Annotated in this window: 18 protein-coding genes; 12 read left to right on the top strand and 6 right to left on the bottom strand. The window is 70.3% G+C overall.

Annotated elements, in window-relative coordinates:
* The first annotated feature begins 1 nt into the window (after position 1).
* Genes A3CE_RS0104600 through A3CE_RS0104590 form a run of 3 tightly spaced genes read left to right on the top strand, consistent with a single transcriptional unit; the run spans position 2 to position 2494 of the window.
* Positions 2 to 1369, top strand: coding sequence for an acyclic terpene utilization AtuA family protein (locus tag A3CE_RS0104600; RefSeq protein WP_020638889.1), 1368 nt, complete (start codon positions 2 to 4; stop codon positions 1367 to 1369).
* Positions 1362 to 1691 carry a DUF4387 domain-containing protein gene (locus A3CE_RS0104595; RefSeq protein WP_020638888.1) on the top strand — a complete coding sequence of 110 codons (330 nt, stop codon included), beginning with the start codon at positions 1362 to 1364 and terminating at the stop codon, positions 1689 to 1691. The genes A3CE_RS0104600 and A3CE_RS0104595 overlap by 8 nt, the downstream gene beginning before the upstream one ends.
* A complete protein-coding gene (locus A3CE_RS0104590; protein ID WP_020638887.1) occupies positions 1688 to 2494 on the top strand; it encodes an alpha/beta hydrolase family protein in 807 nt (268 codons plus the stop codon). Before A3CE_RS0104595 ends, A3CE_RS0104590 begins: the two co-directional genes overlap by 4 nt.
* Positions 2495 to 2838: 344 nt before the next feature.
* Here A3CE_RS0104590 and A3CE_RS57310 read toward each other — a convergent pair whose 3' ends face one another.
* The 4 genes from A3CE_RS57310 to A3CE_RS0104570 all read right to left on the bottom strand — a co-directional run bounded on the left by A3CE_RS57310 (position 2839) and on the right by A3CE_RS0104570 (position 6022).
* Complete coding sequence (locus A3CE_RS57310; protein WP_020638886.1) at positions 2839 to 3009, bottom strand: hypothetical protein; 171 nt, start codon at positions 3007 to 3009, stop codon at positions 2839 to 2841.
* Between the two features lie 200 nt (positions 3010 to 3209).
* A complete protein-coding gene (locus tag A3CE_RS0104580; protein WP_026468140.1) occupies positions 3210 to 4124 on the bottom strand; it encodes an NADP-dependent oxidoreductase in 915 nt (304 codons plus the stop codon).
* A 15-nt stretch (positions 4125 to 4139) separates the two neighbouring features.
* Entirely contained in the window at positions 4140 to 4547 is a 408-nt protein-coding gene (locus A3CE_RS0104575; protein ID WP_020638884.1) for a PPOX class F420-dependent oxidoreductase, read from the bottom strand.
* 17 nt (positions 4548 to 4564) lie between these two features.
* On the bottom strand, positions 4565 to 6022 hold the full coding sequence (locus A3CE_RS0104570; protein ID WP_020638883.1) for a DHA2 family efflux MFS transporter permease subunit: 1458 nt from the start codon (positions 6020 to 6022) through the stop codon (positions 4565 to 4567).
* Positions 6023 to 6114: 92 nt separating this feature from the next.
* Here A3CE_RS0104570 and A3CE_RS0104565 point away from each other — a divergent pair, with 92 nt between their 5' ends.
* Both A3CE_RS0104565 and A3CE_RS56120 read left to right on the top strand, forming a co-directional pair.
* A complete protein-coding gene (locus tag A3CE_RS0104565) occupies positions 6115 to 6786 on the top strand; it encodes a TetR/AcrR family transcriptional regulator (protein ID WP_020638882.1) in 672 nt (223 codons plus the stop codon).
* Positions 6787 to 6808: 22 nt separating this feature from the next.
* Entirely contained in the window at positions 6809 to 7309 is a 501-nt protein-coding gene (locus tag A3CE_RS56120; protein WP_125591789.1) for an SRPBCC family protein, read from the top strand.
* Between the two features lie 28 nt (positions 7310 to 7337).
* On the opposite strand, the gene A3CE_RS0104560 is transcribed toward A3CE_RS56120, so the two are convergent.
* Positions 7338 to 8276 (bottom strand): class I SAM-dependent methyltransferase, encoded by a 939-nt coding sequence (locus A3CE_RS0104560; protein ID WP_026468139.1) that lies wholly within the window; start codon positions 8274 to 8276, stop codon positions 7338 to 7340.
* 69 nt (positions 8277 to 8345) lie between these two features.
* A complete protein-coding gene (locus A3CE_RS0104555) occupies positions 8346 to 8816 on the bottom strand; it encodes a MarR family winged helix-turn-helix transcriptional regulator (protein ID WP_020638880.1) in 471 nt (156 codons plus the stop codon).
* Between the two features lie 48 nt (positions 8817 to 8864).
* On the opposite strand from A3CE_RS0104555, the gene A3CE_RS50145 reads away from it, so the two are divergent.
* The 7 genes from A3CE_RS50145 to A3CE_RS0104520 all read left to right on the top strand — a co-directional run bounded on the left by A3CE_RS50145 (position 8865) and on the right by A3CE_RS0104520 (position 24854).
* Positions 8865 to 9422, top strand: a complete 558-nt coding sequence (locus tag A3CE_RS50145) for a lipase family protein (RefSeq protein ID WP_051183736.1) — start codon at positions 8865 to 8867, stop codon at positions 9420 to 9422.
* A 1240-nt stretch (positions 9423 to 10662) separates the two neighbouring features.
* Positions 10663 to 12849 carry an ATP-binding protein gene (locus A3CE_RS0104545; RefSeq protein ID WP_020638878.1) on the top strand — a complete coding sequence of 729 codons (2187 nt, stop codon included), beginning with the start codon at positions 10663 to 10665 and terminating at the stop codon, positions 12847 to 12849.
* A 1551-nt stretch (positions 12850 to 14400) separates the two neighbouring features.
* Positions 14401 to 16554 (top strand): AfsR/SARP family transcriptional regulator, encoded by a 2154-nt coding sequence (locus A3CE_RS53305; protein WP_020638877.1) that lies wholly within the window; start codon positions 14401 to 14403, stop codon positions 16552 to 16554.
* A 147-nt stretch (positions 16555 to 16701) separates the two neighbouring features.
* Entirely contained in the window at positions 16702 to 18537 is a 1836-nt protein-coding gene (locus A3CE_RS50135; RefSeq protein ID WP_020638876.1) for a non-ribosomal peptide synthetase, read from the top strand.
* A 64-nt stretch (positions 18538 to 18601) separates the two neighbouring features.
* Positions 18602 to 21769, top strand: coding sequence for a non-ribosomal peptide synthetase (locus A3CE_RS0104530; RefSeq protein ID WP_020638875.1), 3168 nt, complete (start codon positions 18602 to 18604; stop codon positions 21767 to 21769).
* Entirely contained in the window at positions 21766 to 24675 is a 2910-nt protein-coding gene (locus A3CE_RS0104525) for a type I polyketide synthase (protein ID WP_020638874.1), read from the top strand. The genes A3CE_RS0104530 and A3CE_RS0104525 overlap by 4 nt, the downstream gene beginning before the upstream one ends.
* Positions 24672 to 24854: an MbtH family protein gene (locus A3CE_RS0104520; RefSeq protein ID WP_020638873.1), complete on the top strand. Its 183-nt coding sequence runs from the start codon at positions 24672 to 24674 to the stop codon at positions 24852 to 24854. The genes A3CE_RS0104525 and A3CE_RS0104520 overlap by 4 nt, the downstream gene beginning before the upstream one ends.
* Positions 24855 to 24874: the final 20 nt, after the last annotated feature.

Raw genomic sequence — 24874 nt, 5'->3', positions numbered from 1 at the left:
CATGGAGACAGTGCGCGTCCTGGCACCGAGCGGCATGCTCGGCGCCGGCTGGGACCACGCGACGGTCGAGCGCGGCATCGCCCTGGGTGCCGACGTCATCAGCATTGACGGCGGGTCCACCGACTCCGGCCCCTACTACCTCGGCGCCGCGACGGCCAAGACGACGGCCAAGGCGGTGGCACGCGACCTGCGCAGCCTGTTCACGGCCGCCGCGGGGGCGGGGATTCCGGTGATCGTGGGTTCCTGCGGCACGAGCGGGACCGACGCCGGCGTCGACTGGGTCGCCGGGATCGCCGCCGGGGTGCTGGCGGAGGAAGGCCTGGACATGAAGGTCGCGCGGATCTACAGCGAGCAGAACACCTCCGACCTGAAGGAGTACCTCGACGCGGGGCGCGTGCACCCGTTGCCCCCGTTGGGGGAGCTCGACGCCGAGACCCTGGAAAGCTGCACGCACGTCGTCGGCGCGATGGGTCACGAACCGATCGTCGAGGCGCTGCGCGCGGGTGCCCAGGTCGTGCTGGCCGGCCGCGCGACCGACACCGCGGTGGCGGCCGCGTACCCGCTCATGAAGGGCATGCCCGCCGGGCCCACGTGGCACGCAGCGAAGATCATCGAGTGCGGCGGCCAGTGCACGAGCAACCCGCGTGCGGGCGGGGTCCTCGCCACCATCGACGCCCACGGTTTCACCATCGAGCCGCTCGACCCCGCGGTGTCGTGCACGCCGATCTCGGTGGCCGCCCACATGCTGTACGAGTCCGTGAACCCGTTCGAAATGCGCGAGCCCGCCGGGACCCTCGACGTCCGGGACGCGCGGTACACCGCGGTCGACGACCGGATCGTCCGCGTCGAGGGGTCGGAATTCCACGTCGCCGAGCAGTACACGATCAAGCTGGAAGGTGCCCGGATCACCGGCTACGAGACGATGTCGTTCTCCGCGGTCCGGGACCCGGTCATCCTCGCCGGCATCGACGCCTGGGCGGAGCTGATGCGCACGATCATCACGCAACGGGTCGGGCAGACGCTGGGACTGACGGACGATGAGTACGCCTTCGACCTCCGCCTCTACGGTCACAACGCGGTATTGGACGACCTCGAGCCCGAAAGCGGGCCGCCGCGCGAGGTCGGCGTCATGCTGCTCGTCAACGCCCCCGACCAGACGACCGCCACGGCTGTGGCCAAGGTCGCCAACCCGGTGATGCTGCACCTGCCGACGCCCGGGATGGACTACCTGCCCAGCCTCGCCTTTCCGTTCTCGCCCGCCGAGATCGAGCGCGGCGCGGCGTACGAGTTCGTGCTGAACCACGTCGTGGACTGCGCCGATCCCGCCGAGCTGTTCCGCACCGAGCCGGGGGAGAAGACCCATGCCTGAGACGACCCTTGCGGATCTCGCCCATGAGGTCCGTTCCAAGAACGCGGGCCCGTTCTGGGTCACCATAGAACTCTTCATGCGCGACGCCGAGGGCTACCGGATAGCCGCGGACTTGGTGAACGAGCGGGTGATTGCGGAGCTCTACCGCGTCGAGGAGAAGTCGGTCCGGCTGTTCCGGATCCCCGCGCTCGACGTCGTGAAGATCTCCTTCCCGCGCCCGGTGAGCCAGGGCTCGCTGCGGGACCGCGACGTCCACGCGGGACAGCACCACGTCCCTCTCGCTCGCTTGCCGATCGCCGGCCGCCGCGGGGAGGTCTCGTGATCCGGGTCGCGGACCTGCCTGCCACCCACCCCGGCCGACGGTTGCTGACCAAACGCTCGCCCTTCTTCGCCGCTCCGGGCGAGCCCCGCTGCAGTTACTGCGTCTACGTGCCCACGAGCTGGACCCCGGACGCCGAACTGCCCGTCCTGGTGGCCGTGCACGGCACCGGCCGCAGCGTCGGCGAGCTGCGCGAGGGGTTCATCCCCTTCGCGGAACGCCACGACCTGATCGTGGTGGTCCCGCTGTTCCCGGTCGGCATCGACGACCCGGACGACGTCGACGACTACAAGCTCCTCGATGCCCACGGCATCCGGTTCGACCTGGTGCTGCTGGACATCCTGGAACAGGTGCGGTTCCGGTGGAACGCGCGGATCGGCACCGTGCTGCTGTGCGGGCACTCCGGCGGGGGCCAGTTCGCCCACCGCTTCCTCTACCTCCACCCCGGCCGGGTCGCTGCCGTCGCGGTCGGCGCTCCCGGCGGCGTGACTCTGCTCGACGACTCGCTCGCCTGGCCGGAAGGCATCGGCGACACCCGGCAGCGGTTCGGGATCACCGTGGATCCCGGCGCGGTCGCCCGGGTGCCGGTGCTGCTCGTCATCGGCGGCGACGACGACGGGCGGGCCGACCTGGCCGCCATGTGCGACCACGGCCACAGCCGGCCGGAACAGCTCGACCGGCTCTCCGAAAGCCTGACCCGCCACGGCACGGCCGTGGAGAAGGCCGTGGTCCCCGGCGTCGGCCACAGCGCAGCGGGAACACGACCGCCGGTCACCGGCTTCTTCGCCCGGCTACTGTCCGAATGAGACATCTCGTGAAAGGCAATTCCTTGCCCAAAACCGGCTCCGGTCTCCGCCGGCGTCGTAGCGGACCTGGTCAGATCCCGGCGCGGGTTTCCGCCTTCGTATCAGTGTTCTTCGAGGAGTGCCTTGAGGGCGCCGGCGACCTGCGTGGGGCGTTGGATGGGGCCGAGGTGGCCGCCGGGGCACCCACATCCGGGGCCTCGCCGACCTGCAGGAGCGCGTCGCGGTGCTCGCGCTCACCCAATGGGCCGACGCTGCGCCGGGGGATGCTGTTCGGCGCACCCGGCAGTCCAGTGAGGGGAGTGCCCGCCCGATACCACTATCGAGAGCTATCAAGGGGCTGCGTGTCAGGCTTTCGCGGGCGCCGGGCTCAGGAAGACGATGAGGAACGTCGCGAGGGGACCGAGCAGGAGCGAGAGCAGGAACCAGAGCAGGCCGCTGCGATTCTTGCTCTGAGCGAGTCCGGCGTTGATGAGGCTCAAAGTGCCCCAGCCCGCGTAGTAGCCGGTGTTGATCATCGAATGCTCCTTGACGTCGGGTTGTCGGCCGCGTTCAGAATCGGCTACGAAGGTCAAAGTAGCGGTGTCATCGAACAGCCGCGACCCGTCGCGTCTGGAAACGGTCTTCGGTCGGCTTTATGGCGGTTTCGCGTCCGATCCCGCTGGTCGAGCCCGTGAGTTGCGCACTGCGGAGTCGTTGCCGCTCATGGGGATTTCCTTCAGTTGACGATGAGGACCAGGCGGCCGCGGACGTGGCCGGTTTCGGCGGCGCGGTGGGCTTCGGCGATGTCGGCGAGTGCAAAGGTCCGTTCGACCGGGAGCCAGAACTTGCCGGCTTCGATGAGTTCGCCGATGGTCGCGAGGGTGTGGAAGGCGTTGCCGTCGGCGAAGCCGTTGCTGAAGTGCACGCCGTGCCGCTCGGCCCCGGCGAAGTCGGCGAGGGTGATCACGTTCTTCGCGTCGCCGCCGGCGAGAGCGATGAGCTCGGGTAGTACGCCGTTTCCGGCGACGTCGAGGGCGACGTCGACGCCGTCGGGTGCCAGGGCGCGGACGCGGTCGGTCATGCCGTCCCCGTAGATGACCGGTTCCGCGCCCAGCATGCTCAGGAAGCCGCTGTTGCGCGCGCCGGCGGAGCCGATCACCCGTGCGCCGCGGGCAAGGGCGAGCTGGACGGTCGCGGTGCCGATCCCGCCGGAGGCGCCGTTGACGAACAAGGTGGTTCCGGTGGTCACGTGGAGCTGGTCGAGGCCGCGGGTGGCGGTTTCGAGGGCGACGGGGATGCCGGCGGCGTCGACGAACCCGAGCGACGGTGGGATTTTCGCCCGGAAGCTCAGCAAAGCGAACTCGGCCGCCGCCGCTTGGTCGTCCGAGATCCCGAAGACGCGGTCGCCGACGGTGACGTCGGTGACGCCGTCACCGATTTCGTCGACGATGCCGGCGACGTCGGCGCCGGTGGTCTGGGGGAGGGTGGCGCCGAAGCTGAGTTCGCCGCGGCGGATCTTCGTGTCGCTGGCGCTGATCCCGGCCGCCCGGACGGTGATCCGGACCTGGCCGGGGCCGGGGTGCGGATCGTGCAGGTCCACGAGCTCGAGGACTTCGGGACCGCCGTACTGCTTGAACTGCACTGCTTTCACGGTGATCGTCTCCTGTCAGACGTTGCGGCTGTGGGGAACTTGCTTCGTGTAGTCGACGTCCCAGTCTTCGACGCCGATGGCGATGATGCGCCGGGGGTGGACGCGGATCATCGCGTCGTCGTGGTGGCCGGGGGTTTCGACGTCGGTGAGGGCCTCGGCGTGGCCGCGGATCTCCAAGGAGCGGACTCGCCAGGGGTCGGTGCTGGGGACGTCGTCGATCACGAGTGCGATACGCCCGTTGTCGGCGACGTTGCGGAACCTGCGGCTCTTGCGGAGGTTGAGCCCCATCAGGTCGATGGTTTCGGTTTCGGGGTTGTAGGTGAAGCCGACCGGGCTGACCTGGAGGGTTCCGTCCGGCTGGGCGGTCGCCACCCGGCACAGCGGCTGGTCCTCGAGGTACTGGACTTCCTTTTCGGTGAACACGTGTCTCCTCGGGTCGGTCAGTGGGTGGGGACGGGTTCGGCGTCGGGCTCGACGGCCAAGGGACCGCCGCGGAACAGCACGGCCGAGAACAGGGCGCCGCCCAGGAACAGCGCGGCGGCGATCCAGAACACGAAGTGGTAGCCGGCGAAGGTCGCCGCGGCGATGGTGGCCGGGTCGGTGGCGGGGTGGGCGGCGAGGTAACCGGCCGTTGCGGTGGCGCCGAGGGAGCTGAACACGGCCAGCCCGATCGAGCCGCCGACCTGCTGGGTGATGTTGGCCATCGCGGACGCCACCCCGGTTTCGTGGGGCCGGACTCCGCTGGTGGCGGCGTTCTGCCCGGGCCCGAAGACCATGCCGAGACCGAGGCCGATGACGAGCAGGGCCGGCAGCACTCCGCCGGTGTAGGTCGAGCCGGCGTCGATGCCGGTGAGCAGGACCATGCCGGCCGCGGCGAGGAGGCTGCCGAGCGGGACGATCGGACGGGGTCCGACGCGGGGGAGCAGCACCGCGCCGGAGAACACCGCGCCCGCCATCACCAGGACGACCATGGGCAGGAACGCCAGGCCGCTCTGCACCGGGGTGAACTTCAGGGTGTCGGCCAGGTAGTACGTGACGAACAGGAACACGGCGAAGCCGCCGGTGCCCGAGATCCCGATCGTCAGGTAGGACGCGCCGCGGTCGCGGTCCAGGACCACCGACAGCGGCAGCAAAGGGTCCCGGATGCGGCGTTCGACCACGACGAACGCGATGACGAGGACCAGGCCGAGCGTGGTCGGTCCGAGGGTCCACGGGTCGGTCCAGCCACGGGTGGCGGCGTTGCCGAGGCCGTAGACGATGCCGAAGAGGCCGAGCAGGGCCAGCGCGGTGCCGGCGAGGTCGAGCGGGGTGCGTTCCGGGCGGGTGCGGTCGACGAGAAAGACGAGGGCGCCGGCGATGGCGATGGCGGCGATGACGACGTTGACGTAGAGGCACCAGCGCCAGGACAGGTTTTGGGTGAGTACGCCGCCCAGCAGCAGGCCGAGTGCGCCGCCGGCGCCGGAGATGGCGCCGAAGACGCCGAAGGCGCGGCCGCGTTCGTCGGCGTTGTCGGCGAAGGTCACCGAGACCATGGACAGCGCGGCGGGGGCGAGGATCGCGGCGAAGGCGCCTTGGGCGATGCGGGCGAGGAGCAGGAGGCCGAATCCGTCCGCGGCGCCGCCCAGTGCCGAGGCGGCGGCGAAGCCGATCATCCCGATGATGAACAGCCGCTTCCTTCCGTAGAGGTCGCAGAGGCGGCCGCCCAGCAGCAGGAGGCTGCCGAACGCGAGGGCGTAGCCGGTGACCACCCATTGGCGGTTGTCGTCGGAAAACCCCAGATCGCGCTGGGCGGTCGGAAGGGCGATGTTGACGATCGTGGAGTCCAGGATGACCGTCAGCTGCGCCAGGCTCAGGACGACGAGCGCGAGCCACCGGTTCGGTACGGCTTCGGATTTCATGGGGGACCTTCGATCGCTCACGAGCTTGACTTACCAATGTTATATTAACTTACCGACGATAAGTCAAGTGCCGACGGGTAAGGTGCTCGGTCATGACCGATGACGTCCTCTGGCTGCGGGACGAGGCGCCGCGTCCGCCGAGGCGGAACACACCGCTCACCCTGGAGCGGATCATCACCGCGGCGATCGCCGAACTCGACGCGGCGGGAGCGGAACGGCTGACGATGCGCAAGCTCGCCGAACGGCTCGAGGTGACTTCCACCGCGCTCTACTGGCACGTCGCGACCAAGGAAGACCTGCTCGACCTCGCGCTCGACCACGTCGTCGGCGAAGTGCCGGTGCCCCCGCCCGGCTCGGAGCCCAGGTCAGGACTCCGGGCGCTGCTCGTCGGCTGGCGTGCCGCGATGCTCGCCCATCCCTGGTCGCCCGCCCTGCTCGGCCGTCCGCTGCTCGGACCCAACGTGCTGGCGCGGACCGAGTTCATCCAGGCGATGCTCGTCCGGTCCGGGTTGGCCGGGCTGGAGCTGGCCGCCGCCACCAGGACGCTCGCGGGCTTCGTACTGGGGGCGGCAATGGCGGACGCCACCTGGCGGCGGCTGGACGACCCGGCCGCGATCGCCAAGGTCCGCGCGCACATCCTCGCCTCCGCCGAGCGCTATCCGACGCTCAGCACGTCCGGGTTCGTCGAAGCCGGGTGGTCGGACGACGAGCTGTTCGTCTTCGGGCTCGACCGGGTGCTCGACCGGCTTCTCGCCGGCACCTGATCGGGGCCGGCGGCATGGCGTTGTGGGCGGCGGGTTGTTGTTCGCCCGTGCCGGGAAAGCGGAACCCCGCCGCGGGCATCGCCTGAACCTGCGCGTCATTGCGCCGCTTGCCGCCTTTACGGCGCCCTCGGCGTTCTGGTCGGCGCCGCGGTGCCCGCCGCCTGCACAGCAATCGCCACCCGGCGCCGCGCAGGTCTTCGTGCTGGCCACCGAGGCACTCATGGTGCTGTTCGCCTTCGTCTCCGGCGACCCGCGCCGGCAACGCCGGACAAGCCTCCTACGCCGCCAAAGCGGGGGTGTCCGGCCTCGCGCAGGCGCCGGCCATCGAAGGCAAGCCCATGGAATCACGGGAATCCACCTGTGGACCTTCGACGTGACCGGTTCCGCGGTGCGCGTACGCACAGAGGAATCCTGGGACGGAGACCGGGTTCGTGCTGACACCCCGTTCATGCAGGCCGCCCTCGACCAATCCCTCGCCGCCTGGCCCAACCACCTGAAGAAAGCGGCGGAAAACGCAAGCTGATAACCGCTTGCGCAGGTCATCCCCTACTTCACCCGAAACCTCGACACCGCCGCCCTGTCCTGGTCGAGAACTTGGTCAACTGGAAGTGCCAGATGAGCATTGCCGGCACACCTTCGTTCGCGGCTTGTGCTGCCTCGGGAATCAGGGCGGCCAAGCTCCACGGCCAGACGTCCCATGGACCCATCGTCCCGGACGCTGGATGGGAGTCCGGCGATTCGGCGTGGTCCCTCGTCGGTGTGCGGGGCTCCTCGCAGCTACGGGGTTGCAGGCCCACTTGCAGGGCTGTGCGCAGGTAGTCCCCGATCAGGTGGCGGTAGCTGACCAGTCGCCCGGGTCGCCCGTCCGGTCCGCGTACCGGTGGGATCGAGCCGCGCGCTACCGCCTCTGGGTGCACATCGGCGATCACCAGGTGCCCACCTGCACGCAGGACCCTGGCGAACTCCGCCATCACTGGCTTGAGCGCAGGGAGATGCGTCAGCGCCAGGCCACAGACGACCAGGTCCACTTCGGAGTCCGCGACCGGAAGCTGGTACAGATCGCCGAGCAGGAACTCGCCCGGCGGCACCCGCACACGGGCGCGTGCGAGCATGTCGGGCGAGCTGTCCACTCCGATGACCCGATGTCCGCGCTCGGCCAGCCATTGTGCATACCGGCCCGTGCCACATGCGGCGTCCAACGCAACGCCCGTTGGCAGCGAATCGAGTATTCGCTTCACCTCGGGCTCGTCGATGGAGAACGCCGCGTTGCCGGGCTGGTCATACGTATCGGACCACCTTCGGTAGCCCTCAATCGTGTCGACGCGGTCTACGTCCACGGCCGCGTTTGCCAGCGACGCCTCATCGAGCAACCGACGGACTTCGGCGATCCGCGAGTCCACGAAGTCGCGGTCGAACTCCCCGGTGAACCCGCGCATCAGAGCGAGACCCTCAAGCCCGAGCAGGTAGGCCAACGGATGTTCGTAGATCACCGGGGCGAGGGTAATGGTGAACACCTGAACGGGCCATCGATTTGTCAGCCCGCCTGCGGGGCGTGCGGATCAGTCGCCTGGTTCGAGGTGGCGCCGCAGCGCGCCGGTGAACTCTTCCACGTGCGCGAGCTGCTCCGGAGACAACGCATCGACGAACAGTTCGCGAATGTCTCGCAGGTGCGGTGCCGTCGACGCGCGGAACGCTTTCGATCCGGCGTCGGTCAGGCGCACGTCGATGCCGTGGACGCTGTCGTTGCACGCGGTCCGGGTGATCAGCTCGCGCTTCTCCATCCGCCCGAGGTGGTGCGAGAGCCGGCTGCGTTCCCAGCCGATCGCGGTCGCGATCTCCGAGGATCGCAGGGTGTTCTCCGGCGCTTCGCTCAGCGCAAGCAGGACCTGGTAATCGCCGGAGGACAGCGCCGAGTGCTGTTGCAGCCGGCCGGCGAGGCGGACGCGCAGGGCTTCGGCCGTCTCGATGTAGTCCCGCCAGATGCGCAGCTGGTCCCGTGTCGGCACTGTGCGGCGCGTCTCGTGGGTCATGGAGCCTCCTCGACTTGACATGTCAATCCTAACGAGCGCACGGGCGAGCTGGCGCCGTCGTACGCGCCGGAGCTGCACGTCGCCGGCATCACGGCCGGCGGGACGCCCGCGGACCTGAACGTCGTGGCGAAGAACCTCGACGGCAGTGTCGGGTTCGGGTTCCTGCTGCTGTCGGCGCTAGGCCTGGACGCGGCGTACCCGGAGCTGGACCTGCCCGCCTACCTCAACGACCGTGGCCGCACGCTGTACGAGACGCAGCAGGACGCGTGCGTCGACGCGGTCTTCGGGTACGCCTTCGGGCACATCGCCGACTACACGACGTCGAACCCGCTCACGACGGCGAAACGGCAGGCCCGGCTGGCGCAGAACGAGCTGGGTGCCCGCCCGCCGCACGCGCCGGTCTTCCTGTTCCACGGCAGCCTCGACGAGATCATCCCGCTGTCGCAGGCACAGACGCTGCGGCGCGAGTACTGCGCGGCCGGGGTGGACGTCACGTGGGGCACCTACGTCGGCGAGCACGTGACGACGCTGGCGTTCTCCGCGGGTGACGTTGTGAACTACCTCGGTGACCGGTTCGCGGGCAGGCCCGCGCGGTCCAGCTGTTGACCGATTTCGTCCTTCGGGTAAGGCGTCATGCGACTTTCCCCGTGCAGGGACACGGAGAAGTCGTTGACGACGACGGCGAGCGGGGCGTACCGCGGCAGGGAGGTGGTTCCCGGGGGAGATTCCGGTGGCAATCACACCAATCGTGCTGCCGGACGGGCTGCTGATCCGGGTCGACGTGCTGCTGGTGATGGAGCGTCGGCCGCGGGGGAGCAGCCGATGAGCGTGATGCGCAGGTTCGAGTCTTCGGCGGGACCACCAAAGGACGGGAACAGTACTGAACTGCGGTTGTTGACCGGGACGTTGGTCGTGGAGGCAAGGTTCGGCTCGAGCGATGGGCGCTCGGACCTTCATCGCGCTCGCCAACATCGGCGAACTCGTCATCGACAACACTGTCACCACCTGGCAGACCGCCGACCGTCACCTGCGCACCCTTCTGACACCGCGCCGGCGCGGACGCGCTACTGGTTTGACCACGTCCGACTGGCGCGCACGCGCTCCCAAAGGGATACGAATTCCTGGCTCGGCGCGTGCCACTGCGGCGGAATCAGGCCGTCGCACTTGCCCAGCACGCGCAGTCCATACTACGGCTGCAGTTCTCTATTCATAGCTACGCCGATCATGGCAGTTAGATCAAATCGCCCAGCGCGACCCCCGGTGGAGTCGAAGGTGATCTTTCCTCTATATTATGTGAACTGAACTGCTGAACGTCCCTGTCGTCAACGGAGGTGGGATGGAAAATCCACAACCTGCGGTCCATCGTACGATCATCGCGGTGGACATCGAGGGATACGGCGACCCGCGTCGCACCAATCCCCATCGAGTCGCGGTACGTACTGGACTGTATTCGGTCATGCGGCAGGGCTTCGAGAACGCGAATATCCCGTGGGCTAATTGTGATCTTCAAGACCTGGGTGATGGGCTGTTTATACTCGCGCCGCCAGAGATGCCCAAAGCTCAATTCGTGGAAGTGCTACCCCCTCTACTGGTTGCCGGTTTATGGGAGCATAATTCAACTCATCCGGCGGAGGAGCGGATCCGACTGCGGATGACACTGCATGCCGGTGAGGTGGCTTACGATGATCACGGGGTTACGGCAACGTCGATCAACCTCGCTTTTCGGCTGCTGGATTCGAAGCCGTTGAAGGATGCACTTGCTGAATCTTCGGGCCCACTTGCCATCATTGCTTCCGAATGGTTTTTCAATGAAGTTATCAGAAACTGTCGTGAAATTGATCCGTCCATGTTCAGGTTGGTTCAAGTCAGTGTGAAGGAGACGATGGCAACCGGCTGGGTCAATGTAATTGACCGCCATGTGCCTGACAGTGTGAGCCGGGCTGCCAGTAATCTACCTGTCGAGCTGACCAGTTTCATTGGCAGGCGGCACGAGTTGAAGAAGGCGAAGCGCCTGCTGTCGACGGTGCGGTTGTTGACGTTGACCGGTACCGGCGGTGTCGGCAAGACGCGGCTGGCGCTGCGGATCGCGGCCGAGCTACGCGAGGGTTTCGCCGATGGCGTGTGGCTGGTCGAGCTCGCCGAGCTGCGGGACTCGAGGTTGTTGCCGAGCGCGGTGGCAACCGTGTTGGGGCTGCGTGATACCGCTGATCCGGCTGCCGGTCTCGCGGAATTTCTCAGGGACAGGCAGTTGCTGTTGGTACTCGACAACTGTGAGCACATGGCTGACGAGTGCGCGGCCCTGGTCGCCAAGTTGCTCGCAGTGGCCGACCGGGTTCGCGTTTTGGCCACCTGCCGCCATGTACTACACGCTGAGGGCGAGCACGTCCTCTGTGTCGAGCCGATGGCGGTCCCACACGACGTCGACGCGAGCGGTGGAAGGGGAGCGGCCGGAGGGAAGCGTCAGACCGACGCGGTTGCCCTATTCGTCGATCGGGCGGCCGCGGCCCTGCCTCACTTGAGGTTCGCGCCGCGCGACATGGCGGTAGTGAAGCAGATCTGTGTGCGGCTGGAGGGCATTCCGCTCGCACTGGAGTTGGCCGCCGTTTGGTTGCGGGTGTTGTCGGTCGATCAGCTGCTGCAACGCCTGGTGGACCGGTTCGCCTTGCTCACTATGGGCCCATGCACCGTACAGGCGCGGCAGCGGACGCTCGAGGCCACGATCGATTGGAGCTATGAGCTGTGCTCTCCGGACGAGCAGTGGCTGTGGGCGCAGCTGTCGGTCTTCCCCGGTGGGTTCGACCTGGAGGCGGTCGAGTACATCGGTGAGGTTGAGCACGCGCCGAACGCCGGTGTGCTCGGTGTCCTGACCGGATTGATGGACAAGTCGGTCCTGTTCCGCCAAAACGGCGCGTTTTGCGGGCACACCTGGTATCGGATGTTGGAGACGATGCGCGTATACGGTGCGGGCAAGCTCGCCGAGCGGGGCGGCGAGCAGGAGGTGCGATTGCGCCAGGCCGAGTACTACGTGGCTCTGGCCCGGCAGTACCGATGCGACGGGTTCGGGCCTGGGCAGCTGGAGTGGGTCGCGCGGCTGCGACGTGAGCACGCGAATCTCCGGGCCGTGATGGACCACTGCCTATCGATCCCCGACCGGGCGAGCCGGGCGCTGGACATCGCCGCTTCCCTGTGGAACTTCTGGTACGGAGGCGCTCTCGTGCGCGAGGGCTACAGGTACCTGTACGAGGGACTTGAACTCTGCCACGGCTACACACTGGTGCGGGCGCAAGCTCTGTATGCGGCATCGTTTCTGGCAATCCAGATCGGTGAGGCCGACCTCGCGGGGGAGATGCTGGCCGAACTGACTGGCCTGGCCGAAAGGTTCGGTGACGAACGGCTCCGCGCCGGCTACGCCGAGTGCAGCGGGATGTCCGCATTCTTCGCGGGTGACCTGTCCGGTGGCGCCGAACTGCTGGAACGTGCTTTGTCCGGCTACCGCGCGGCCGGTGATGCGCTCTTGGAGTTCAACGCACTGGTCCTGCTCGCCGCCGTGTACTTCTTCCTCGACGATCCGCGCGGCGAGGCTGTCGCTGCGGAGGCGGTGACGTTGACTGAGCGACACGAGGCCCGTTGGTCACGGGGGTACGCGTTGTGGGCGGTCGCAATCCACCGTTGGCGATCGGGTCACCCTCGTGAGGCCGCAAGCATCCTCCGTGAGGCCATCGCGTTGCGGTTGGCCGATCGCACTCTGCTCGCGTTTCTCTTCGAGGCGCTGACCTGGTGCTACTCATCGGCTGCCGAGTACGAACGGGCCGCCCGCCTACTCGGTTGTACTGTGGCAGTTTGGCGACAATCCGGCGCGCGCATCAACGAGACGAGCCCCTACCGGACCTTCGACGAGCAATGCGCCGAGCAAACTTCCGCAGCACTAGGGGCCGAAGTGTTCGAGAAAGCCTTCACCGGAGGGGCCGGCTTCGGACTCGATGAGGCAATCCGGTACGCACTCGACGAGAATCCATTAGCGGCTGGGGGATAGCCTGGCAATGTCTGCTGGGACTGTTCCAAGATCATGGGGATAGACCCCCAGCGGCGCGTCGTACCCGAGACCGTGGAACATCCGATGCGATAGTCCTGGTGCGGTGCGCCTGTCGTATCGGTGGCGCTGCTCAAGTTGAGCGTGACACCGGTGACCACAACCAGCGCGGCCGTGGGGAGGTCGACGGAGGTGAACGTGGTAGTCGCACACGACGATGCCCCTTTCGGTTCGACGGGGTTTCTCATTCGAAATGGTTTCCACCGTGCCGCGCTCAGGGCGTGGTTATCGTCTTGCCGAGGCATCATGTCGGCATGCGACTGAGGCGGTCGTGGAGTGCCGTGCGGTACTGCGCCGGGCGGCCCGGCGAGGTGGGGGACCTTGGTGAAGCCGAGCGCCGCGTCGAGCGAGGTGGCGGCCAACACGACGACCGCCACACCGACCGGGTACCAGCGCCGGGCCGCCAACGGGAGGCACGTCACCGCGGCGGCCAGTACCGGTCGTCGTCGATCTGGGCGTGCGACTGGAGCCGCTACTGCCCTGGCAAGGAACCAGGACGTCACGTGGAAGGGCGGCAAGAACCCCACGCCGGAGCGTGCGGAGGCGATTCACCGGGAGTTCCACCACGAGGGCATGACGCTGCAGGAGATCCTGCAGCTCGGCTGGCAGATGACGGGTATCCCGGACGCCATAAGCTGCAGTAACGACCCGTCCTGGTTCGGCTGCGTTGGCCATCGTGCCGTACCTCAAGGGCGGGAAGGCGCTCGCGGCGCTGGCGAATTCGTCGAAGTTGGGACGCGTCGCGCGTTTCGCGGGTGTGATCGACGACGCTGTCAAGGGTCAAGACGGGTTGTGGATCTGGCTCAGGCGGCGTGCACCGCACCGCACCGCTTCACGGGCGACACACAGGTCTTGATGGCGGATGGAACGACGAGGCCGATCGCGGAGATCAAAGTCGGCGACGTTCAACTCCCGCGCGATTCCGGCCACGCTGCGTCCGGTAGCTCGCTGCTCGAAGCACCGCGCACTACGCAGCCGCCCATCGGGTCGAGGCCGGCGCATCCACCGCCTGAGCGGAGCGAGCCGACGCCCCGCCTGACGAGCGCGCTACGGACACCCGGGGAACGCGGCGGTCAGCTCGAAGATCTCCGGCACGTGCGTGGCGCCCGGCCGGGAGTCCTGATCTGCGGTGTCGACCGGTTGTCGACGGATCATGGACAGCCCCTGCCACGGTGAATCCCCTACCAGCCACTTGATCACAGCAAGGCGGCCGGCCTCTGCAGCACGCCACAACGACGAGCTCTTGCCCCTCGAGGCGCACCGTTGCGTAGTCCGCCTCGGGAACGATCCGTTTTGCTGCCACAGAAAGAGGGGAAATCATGAAGTCCCATGCCCGCTGGGGGCGGCGGTCCCTGGATGTGTGACATTTGCGGTCGAGGTCTTCCGGGTGGCCGTTGGGGCGAGGAACGGCGTGGCCGGGGGCACATCTTCGGGCCGGCGGTCGAAGTTCGGGAATTTGCTGTATCCACGGCTCCGCCGTCGACCCTTCTGGGTATGACTCTGCTCCCGTCCTCCGGATCCGTCATCCCCCCGGCGCTCAGCGCGTTCGCCTACGTCCGTGACGAACACCCCGAGAAGTCCGGAGAGCCCCGGGCGGATCCGGCGACGGTGCTGCGTGACCGGGTCAAGGCCGGTGACCGGGTCGCCGCGGAGCTGCTGCTCGCCGGCCTCGGTGAGCAGGCGTCGGGCACCGGGTTCCCGGACAACGGGAAGCAGCCTCCCGTGGCGTGGCGGGCGGCGCTGGTCGCGTACTGCGGGACCGGGCTCGCCGAGGTGGTCGAGCTCCTCGGCGAAACGCAGACGGCCGGGCAACCGGCCCGCGAAGACGTGCAGTTCTCGCTCCTCGCCGCGGTTTGGTACCTCGCGTGGGGCGACCTTGCGGGCAGCCGCGAGCTGGCCCGTCACGCCGGCGAGGTCGCTCGGGACCTCGATGCCGCGGCTCGGGCCGCCTGCCACCGCGTCCTGGCTGTGCAGGCGAGCCACGACGGCGACGATGCGCTGGCCGACGAGCACTCCCGGACCGCGCTGGAGCTGGCGCCGGGCGCGCACGGGACGCTGCTGGCGTTGACGATGTCCCTGTACCGAGCGCGGCACGCACTGGAGCGGGAGCGGCTCGCCGAAGCGGTCGCGGAATCCGAGGCGGCGGTCCGGGTCGGGCGGGTGGCGGGCTATCCGGGTTTCGAGCCGTTCGCGCTCGGCATCGCCGCGGCCGCGAAAGCCCAGCTCGGTCGACTCGGCGAGGCGCTCGCCGACGCGCTCGGCGCGGCCCGGACCCCGGCCACCGGTGCTGCGCGCCGCGACCGGGCGTTCGGGCTGACGGTGCTCGGCGGGGTGCATCGGCGCCGGCGTGAAGCGCTCCAGGCCCGCGAGGCGCTGGAGGCTGCGCTCGGGGAACCGATGGACTGCCCGGCGGCCGGGGTCGTCAGGACGGTCGCACTGGCGGAACTGGCCCGTGTCCGCGCCACGGACGACCTGCGGTCGGCTCGCGAATACGCGCGCCAGGCGGTCGAGTCGGCGACGGGGCCGGGCCGGACGGCGGCCCTGCTGGGCCGCAGCTGGGTGGCGCTGCTGAGTGGTGACACCGCCACGGCCGCGGCCGACGCCGAGGAGGTCAAGGCCATCGCGTCCCTGGACGAGCGGCCCGCGGCCACCGCCGAGGCCCTCGAGCTGCTGGGGCTCCTGGCGGCCGCCCCGAAGGCGGCGGCCGACCGGTTCCACGAAGCGGGCCTGCGTTACCGCCAGGTCGGCGACCGGCTCGGCGAGGCGCGGGTCAGGATGGCCGCGGCCGCCCTCCGCGGCATCACCGGCAGCCGGTCCGTGCGCTGGGAACAGGAAACGCTGCGCCACCAGGGTGTCCGGTTGGATCCCGGGGTGGCGGACGCGCTGACGGTGGTCGCGCGGCGCGCGCCCGTGATCGCCGTGCACGCACTCGGCGGGTTCCGCGTGCTGCGAGGCGGCGTCGGCGTCGAGCCGGGGGAGTGGCAGTCGAAGAAGGCCCGCGACCTGCTCAAGATCCTGGTGTCGTACCGCGGACGTCCGGTGCCGCGGGCCCGGCTGATGGACCTGCTGTGGCCGGGTCAGTCCCCGTCGACCGGCGGGAACCGGTTGTCGGTGCAGCTTTCCACGCTCCGGCGCGTGCTGGACCCCGACCGGCGGATCCAGCACGGGAGCCCGATCATCGCCGATCGGGCGGCCATCGCGGTGAACCTGGACCTCGTCGACGTCGACGTCGAGCGCTTCCTGATCACCGCGTCGGACGCCTGCACGGCCCACCGCCACGGGCACGACGACACGGCCGAGCTGCTGTCCGCCGCGGAATCGCTCTACGTCGGCGAATTCATGCCGGACGAGGTGTATGCCGACTGGAGCCAGGAACTCCGGGACGAAGCCGAAGCCGCGTACATCAGCGTCCTGCGGGCCAAGGCGGCGCGCTCCGGCGACGTCGACCAGCGCGTGTCCAGCCTGCTGCGCATCCTGCGCTGCGACTCCTACGACGAGGAAGCGCACATCAAGCTCGTGCAGGTGCTGCACGAAGCGGGCAGGCACGGTGAGGCCCAGCGCCGCTACCGGGCCTACGCGCTCTGTATGCAGGAGATCGGTGTGGTGCCCGCGATGCCCCAGCATCCGAAGAAAAACCGGGCGCTCTGACCTGCGGGGCAAAGGAAACCGCAAGCCGCCCCGAGGGCGACCTGAAGGCAACCGACAGACCCGTTGTGGAGACTGGGAACAGATCGGCAGCGGCGGGGAGGTACTGCGGTGGGATCGTCCTTTGCGGACATTTTGGGGGATCGGGCGGTGAGCGTGACACCGTATCCACGCGAACGGACCGTGCACGGGCTCTTCGAGGACTGGGCCGATCGCACGCCGGACGCGCCGGCCCTGCGTTACCGGGGTTTGGTGGTGTCCTACGGGGAACTGGACCGCCTGGCCAACCGCCTGGCGCATCGTCTGCGCCGCATGGGGATCGGCGCGGAGGACCGGGTCGGTCTCTGCGTCCGGGACGGGAACTGGGTCGTCGGCGCACTCGCGACGCTGAAGGCGGGCGGCGCCTACGTGCCGCTCGACCCGGCGTACCCGGCGGACCGGTTGCGGTACATGTGCCGGGACGCGGGTGTCGAAGTCGTGCTGCGCGGCGGGGAGACCGACATCGAACTGGCGGGGGAGCAGGTCTTCCTGGATACCCCGGCCACCGGCCGCGAGCCGGAAACCCGGTTGGCCGCAAGGGTCTTCCCGGAGTCGCTGGCGTACGTGATGTACACCTCGGGCTCGACCGGGACGCCCAAGGGCGTCGCGGTCGGGCACCGCAACATCGTCCGGCTGGTGCGCAGCGGGGACTCGATAGCGCTGGGCCCGGGCGACACCGCGGTGCAGGCGGCGAACATCTCGTTCGACGCTGCCACGCTCGAGACCTGGGGTGCGCTGCTCAACGGCGCCCGGCTGGCCGGGCTCGAGCCCGGCGACGTGCTCGTGCCCGACCGGTTCCGGCAAGACCTGCTCGAGTCCGAAGCGGACGTGGTGTTCCTGCCGACGGCGCTGCTCCGGCAGCACGCGCTCGACGCGCCCGGGATTTTCCGTTCTGTGCGGCACCTTTCGTTCGGTGGCGAGCAAGCGGACCTGCGTACCGTGCGGGCCGTCCGGCGGGCGTGCCCGGACACCGAGCTCGTGAACCTCTACGGGCCGACCGAAATCACCACCTACGCCACCGCGTTCCGCTGCCACGACCTCGACGGCGCCGACGTCGTGCCGATCGGCCGGGCCACGGCCAACAGCAGCGCCTATGTGCTCGACGACGAGCTGACGCCCGTGCCGCCGGAGACGCCGGGCGAGCTGTACCTCGGCGGCGACGGCGTCGCCCGCGGCTACCTCGGACGGCCATGGGCGACGGCGGAACGGTTCCTGCCGGATCCGTTCGCCACGGCTTCCGGGGCGCGCATGTACAGGACGGGTGACCTCGTGCAGCGTCGGGCGAACGGTGAGCTGGAGTTTCTCGGCCGCGCGGACCGGCAGGTCAAGGTCCGCGGGCACCGGGTCGAGCCGGCCGAGGTCGAGGCGGTGCTGCGGGGCTTTCCCGGCCTCTCCGACGTCGTCGTGACCACCGGCCGCGACGCCGGTGACGATGCCTGCCTGATCGCCCACGTCGTGCTCGACGACGGCCTCGGCGTGAACGCTCTTCGCCGTCACCTCGGCGAGCGGGTGCCCGGATACCTGGTGCCCGCGGTCTTCGTGCCGGTGGACCACCTGCCGCTCACGCCCAACGGCAAGGTCGACACCGCGGCGTTGCCGGCTCCGGAAGCCGCGGGCGCGGCGCCGGTCACGGCCGGGAACCGGGCCGAGCGCGCGGTGCGGCAGATCTGGCAGGACGTCCTCGGGGTCACCGTGCCCGCGGGGGAGGTGCATTTCCCCGACCTGGGCGGGCATTCGCTCGCCGCCGCCCGCGTGCGCTCCCGGCTGTCCGCACTGTCCGGTGTGGACGTTCCGCTGCGCCTGGTGTTCGACCATCCGACACCGCGCGCGCAGGCGGCCGCCGTCGCCGAGCTGACGGCGACCGCCGAGCACCTCGCGGACACCACGGCCGCACCGGCGGCGGTGAAGCTGGACCCGGCCGAGCTGCTGGCCGGATTCGAAGACTGAGCTGCATTCGACGGCTGAGCTGCGTTCAAACTGAGCTGATTCAAAAGCTGAGGGGCTTCTTCCGATGACCGAACTGCTGGGGCGCCTCCGCGCGCTCACCCCCGAACGCCGCGCGGCGTTCCTGCGGGCTCTCCGCCAGGACCACGAACGGTACGACCTCCACCCGCTGACCGCCGCCCAGCGCCGGATGTGGCTGCACGAGAAGCTGCGCCCGGGCAGCAGGCGGGACCACGTCAGCTTCCGCATCGACCTCGACGGCGACCTGGACGTCCCGGCGCTGACCGCCGCGTTCGACCGGGTACTGGCCCGCCACCAGGCGCTGCGGACGGTGTTCGCCGACATCGACGGCGAACCCTGGCAGCTGGTGCTGGCCGAACCCGCCGCCGAATCCCGCCTCCGCGTGGCTTCCCACCCCGGGGACCGGCCCTTCGACCTGGAGCACGCGCCCCCGGTGCGGGCGACGCTGAGCCTGGCCGGCTGGCACAGCTGGGTGCTCCACCTCGAACTGCACCACATCGTGTGCGACGGCTGGAGCATGGGCCTGATCTTCGACGACCTTTCCCGCTTCGCCGCGGGAGGAAGCGCCACCGCGCAAGCACCACGGCACGTCGACGTGGCCTTCTCGAAGCCGCGGGAGGAGCTGCTGCCGTTCTGGCGGGACCACCTCCGGGACGCACCCTCCACAGTGGAGCTGCCGGCGGATCGGCCCCGGCCGGCGGTGCTCGACGAGGACGGCGAAGAGGTCGCCTTCAGCTGGCCCGCCGAGCTCGCCGAGGGCGTGGCGGCACTGGCGGTGGAGCTCGGCGGCACGCCGTTCATGGTGCTGCTCGCCGCCTGGGAAGCCGTGCTGCGCCGCTACGGGCGGGAGCGCGACTTCGTGGTCGCGACCCCGGTCTCCGGCCGGACCGAACTGTCCACCGAGGACGCCGTCGGCCTGTTCGTCAACACACTGGCGCTCCGGGCGACGGTGGACACCGCAGACACGTTCCGTGAGCTCGCGGGCCGCGTGCGGGACACGACGCTGGACGCGCTCACGCACCAGGACCTGCCGTTCGACACCCTCGTCGACGACCTGCGGCCGGAGCGCGACCCGTCCCGGATGCCGCTGGCTCAGGTCATGTTCGCGGTGGAAGAGGCCTGGGCGGACCGGCTGCGGCTGCCCGGGGTCGCCGTCCGGACCGCCGAGCGGGCCACCGGCACGGCGACCTACGACCTCACGCTGCTGCTCACCCCGCGGCCCGGCGGCATCGACGGCCGCCTCGAGTACCGCACCTCGCTGTTCGACCGGGGCACGGCGGAGCGGATCGCCGGACACGTCCGGACGTTGCTCACCGCCGCCCTCGCCGGCCCCGATCGGCGCGTGGGCGAACTCCCGTTGCTGTCGGCCCCGGAACGGCGCGAGATCGACGGCTGGAGCACGACGAAACCGCCGGTCGAGGGGCCCCGGGCGGACGAGCTGGTCGCCGGTGTCGCGGCCGAGCGGATCGCCGTCGTGGCCGGGGACAGCCGGCTCACCTACGGCGAGCTCACCGCCCGGGCGAACCGGATCGCGGCGCTGCTGCGGCGGCACGGGGTCACCGCCGAGACGCCGGTGGGTGTCTGCCTCCCGCCGTGTCCGGACGCGGTGGCCGCCTTCCTGGGCGTGCTCGCCGCCGGCGGCATGTACGTCCCGCTGAACGCCCAGCTGCCCGCCGACCGGATCCGCTACCTGGTGGCGGATTCAGGGGCGCACGTCGTGCTGGCGGACGAGACGACCGCACCGCTGCTACCCCCGGGCACCGATGCCGTGCTGCTGGACGAGGTGGGCGCCGTGCCGGGTCCGCCGCACCGGGCGGAGATCCCGCCGGACGCGGCGGCGTACCTGATCTACACCTCGGGTTCGACCGGCCGCCCCAAGGGCGTCGTCTGCACCCACCGCGGGCTGACGAACCTGGTGGGCGCGATCCGCGACCTGCTGGCGATCGGCCCGGACGACCGGGTCCTGCAGTTCCATTCGGCAGGCTTCGACGCGGTCGTCTCGGACATCGTGACCGCGCTGTGCACCGGCGCCGAGCTGCACCTCGCGGCGCGGCACGACCGCACACCCGGCCCCGACCTCGTCCGGACCCTGCGCGAGCGCCGGATCACCATGCTGGACGTCCCGCCGGTGGCGCTGCAGGCCATGGACCCCGCCGGCCTGCCGGACCTGCGGGTGCTCACCGTCGGCGGCGAGGTGTGCCCGGCGGACGTCGCCGCGGCCTGGTCACGCGGCCGCGAGTTCTTCAACACCTACGGCCCCACGGAGACCTCCGTGATGGTCACCGGCGGCCGCTACCCGGGCGGCCCGGCCGTCCCCATCGGAGCGCCGATGACCGGGGCGCGGATCCACGTCGTCGACGAGGACCTCCACCCGGTGCCGGCCGGGGTGACCGGCGAGATCTGCATCGGCGGGGCCTGCGTGGGCCGCGGCTACCTGGGCCGGCCCGCCCAGACCGCGGCGGCGTTCGTGCCCGATCCGTTCGCCGGTGACGGCACCCGGATGTACCGCACCGGCGATCTCGCGAAGTGGCGCCCGGACGGCTCGCTGGACATCCTCGGCCGGGCCGATGCCCAGGTGAAGATCCGCGGCCACCGGGTCGAGCCCGGCGAGGTCGAGGCGCGCTTGCGGGACTGCGCCGGGGTCGACCGCTGCGCGGTGGTCGTCCGCGAGGACGTCCCCGGTGACAAGCGGCTGGTCGGGTACGTCGTGTCCGGCACCCCGCTGGGCGCCGACGAGCTGCGGGACGAGCTTTCGCGGGAGCTACCCGACTACCTGGTGCCGACCGCGTTCGTCCGGATCCCGGAGCTGCCGGTGACCCCGAACGGCAAGCTCGACCACCGGGCGCTCCCGGCACCGGGCGCGAGCCGGCCCCGGCTCGGCACGGCGTTCCGCTCGCCGCGGGGGGCGGCGGAGGAGGCCGTCGCCACGGTGTGGCGCGCGGTGCTCGGGCTGGACGAGGTCGGCGTGGACGACAACTTCTTCGACCTCGGCGGCAATTCGATGCTGCTGGTGAAAGTCCACGAAGGACTGCAAGCCGTGCTGGGTGTCCGCGTGGCCGCGGTGGAGCTGTTCCGGTACCCCACGGTGGCGCAGCTGGCTCGCTTCCTCGCGGACGGCGAACCCGGAGCGCGCCGTCCGGAGAGCGACGGCAGCGGCCGGCGAGCGTTGGCGACGCGTACCCGCCGGGTGCGCGGGGAGCGGGGGAAACGATGAACGACGAAGCGGAACTGGATCTCGCGATCGTGGGGCTGGCCGGGAGGTTCCCCGGCGCGGCCGACGTCGGCGCGTTCTGGCGGCACGTCCTGGCCGGGGTCCCGGTGGTCTCCCGGTTCACCCCCGCCGAGCTGGCCGAGGCCGGGGTGCCGGAGCACGAGTACCGGCACCCGGACTACGTGCCGGCGTTCGGGGTGCTCGACGACGTCGAAGGGTTCGATGCGGCGTTCTTCGGCTACTCGCCGCGGGACGCGCGGTTGATCGACCCGCAGCAGCGGCTCTTCCTCGAGTGTGCGTGGCAGGCGCTGGAGTCGTCCGGCCACCTCACGCGGGCCGACGAGGAGCTGGTCGGCGTCTACGCGGCCACCGGCATGAGCACGTACCTGCTGAAGAACCTCCTGGCCGCCGGCGATGCCGCCGGGTCGGAGTACGAACTGTCGCTGGGCAACGACAAGGACGCCGTCGCCACCCGCGTCGCGTACCACCTCGGCCTGCAGGGTCCCGCGGTCGCGGTGCAGACGGCGTGCTCGTCGTCGCTGGTCGCCGTGCACGTGGCCGGGCAGGCCCTGCTTGCCGGGGAATGCGACGTCGCGCTGGCCGGGGCGGCGCACGTCCGGGTGCCGATGCGTTCGGGTTACCGGTACGAGCCGGGCGGGATCATGGCCCGGGACGGCGTCTGCCGTCCGTTCGACGCGGCCGCGACCGGCACGGTCGGCGGCAACGGCGCCGGGGTCGTCGTGCTGCGGCGCCTCGCCGACGCGGTGCGCGACGGCGACACGGTCCACGCCGTGGTCAAGGGTTCGGCCGTCAACAACGACGGCCGGGCCAAGGTCGGCTACACCGCGCCGGGCGTGGCCGGGCAGCTCGCGGTCATCCGGACCGCACACCAGGCCGCGGACGTCGACCCGGCCACTATCGGGTACGTCGAGGCGCACGGCACCGGCACCGCGCTCGGCGACCGCATCGAGCTGGCCGCGCTCACCCAGGCGTTCGGCACCGCGGGACGCCACGCGCTGGGCTCGGTCAAGGCGGTGACCGGGCACCTGGACGTCGCCGCCGGGGTCACCGGGCTGATCAAGGCGTGTCTCGCCGTGCGGCACGGCGTCGTGCCGCCCAGCCCCTACTGCACGACACCCCAGCCGGAGCTGGCGGACAGCCCGTTCTTCGTCAACACCGAGGCCGAGCCGTGGCCGGTGGCCGGGCCGAGGCGGGCGGCGGTGAGCTCGTTCGGCATCGGCGGGACCAACGCGCACGTCGTGATCGAGCAGGCCCCCGAAACCGCCCGCACGGAGACCGGCGGCGAACACGTCCTGGTCCTTTCGGCGCGCACGCCGGCCGCGCTCGAACAGGCGCGGAAGGACCTGCGCGAGCACCTCCGCGGCGAGGACGTCCCGATGGCGGACGTCGCGTACACGCTCCAGACGACCCGCCGCCGCTTCGAGCACCGGCTCGCGCTGGTGGCCCGTGACCGGGACGAGGCGGTCCGCCGTCTGGGTGGCGGACCGGACGCCGACACGGCCTCGGGCGACCTGACCGACGGCTCGGTGGCGTTCCTCTTCCCCGGCCAGGGCGCGCAGTACACGGGGATGGGCGCCGAGCTCCACCGGACCGAACCGGTGTTCCGCGAGCACTACGACACCTGCGCCGGCCTCCTGGGCTTCGACCTCGCGGAAGCGCTGCGGGGCGAGCAGCTCGGGCAGACCCGGATCACCCAGCCCGCGTTGTTCACCGTCGAGTACGCCCTCGCGAAACTGTGGCAGAGCAAGGGGATCCAGCCCGCCGCCATGGCCGGGCACAGCATCGGCGAGTACGTCGCCGCGTGCCTGGCCGGAGTGTTCGACCTCGAAGACGCGCTGGCGATCGTCGCCACCCGCGGCCGGCTGATGCAGGCGATGCCGGTCGGCGCGATGCTCTCCGTGTCCTTGCCCGCGGACGAGCTGGTGCTCCCGCCGGGCGTCGAGCTCGCCGCCGCCAACGCACCGCGGCTGTCCGTGGTAGCGGGGGAACGGGACGCGGTCGCCGCGTACGCCGGACGCTTGCGCGGCGACGGCGTGAAGTGCCGGGAGCTGCACACCTCCCACGCGTTCCACTCGGCGATGATGGACCCGGTCGTCGCGGAGTTCGCCGGGTTCGTCGCCGGGTTCCTGCTGCGGGCCCCGCAGATCCCGGTGCTGTCGAACGTGACCGGCGACTGGCTCACCGACGGCGACGCCCGTGATCCGGGCTACTGGGCCCGGCAGCTGCGCGCGCCCGTCCGGTTCGACGACTGCGCGAGCCGCCTGCTCGCGCGGCCGCACGCGCTGCTGGAGGTCGGGCCGGGCACGACGTTGACCACGTTGGTCGGCCAGCGCCCCGGCGCGCCGGCCCGGGCCACGGCCTCACTGGGCGGGCCGAAGTCGAGCGAGAGCGAGCGCGTCGCGATGGCGGGCGCGCTGGGACGGCTCTGGCTGGCCGGGGTCGCCGTGGAATGGCCGCGCGCCGGGCGGCATGTGCCCCTTCCCACTTACCCGTTCCAGCGCGAACGCCACTGGGTGGGGCCGGCGGCGACTCCGGAACCCGCGCCGGAAACCGTGCCCGCGGAACGGGACCGGACGCCGCTGGCGGTTGTCAGCGAAATCTGGGCCGAGCTGCTCGGCCTTCCGGACATCGGGGTCGACGACGACTTCTTCGTCCTCGGCGGACATTCGCTGCTCGGCACGAAGGTGGTCGCCCGGATCCGCGAAGCCCTCGGCGTCGACCTCCCGGCCGGCGCGGTGTTCGACGCGCCGACGATCGCCGGGCTCGCCGCCGCCGTCGAACAGCTCCTGGCCACCGACCCGATGGCGGAGCTGCTGGCGGAAATCCGCGCACTGTCACCGGAGGAGCTGCGGGCGCAGCTCGCCGCCACGAGGGGAGAAGACCGATGAACGGCGAGCCACGCCACCGCGTCGTCGTGAACCACGAAGAGCAGTACTCGATCTGGCCCGCGCACCGGCAGAACCCGCCGGGCTGGCGGGACACCGGCCACGAGGGCACCCGCGCCGAGTGCCTGGACCACGTCGAGCGGGTCTGGACCGATCTCCGGCCGCGCAGCGTCCGCCAGTAGCCCCGAAAGGACCTGAAGAT

This window comes from Amycolatopsis balhimycina FH 1894 (assembly GCF_000384295.1).
In the GTDB taxonomy this organism is placed as follows: domain Bacteria; phylum Actinomycetota; class Actinomycetes; order Mycobacteriales; family Pseudonocardiaceae; genus Amycolatopsis; species Amycolatopsis balhimycina.
The sequence above is the reverse complement of the archived record's forward strand: the minus strand, read 5'-3'. Positions and strand labels throughout refer to the sequence as shown.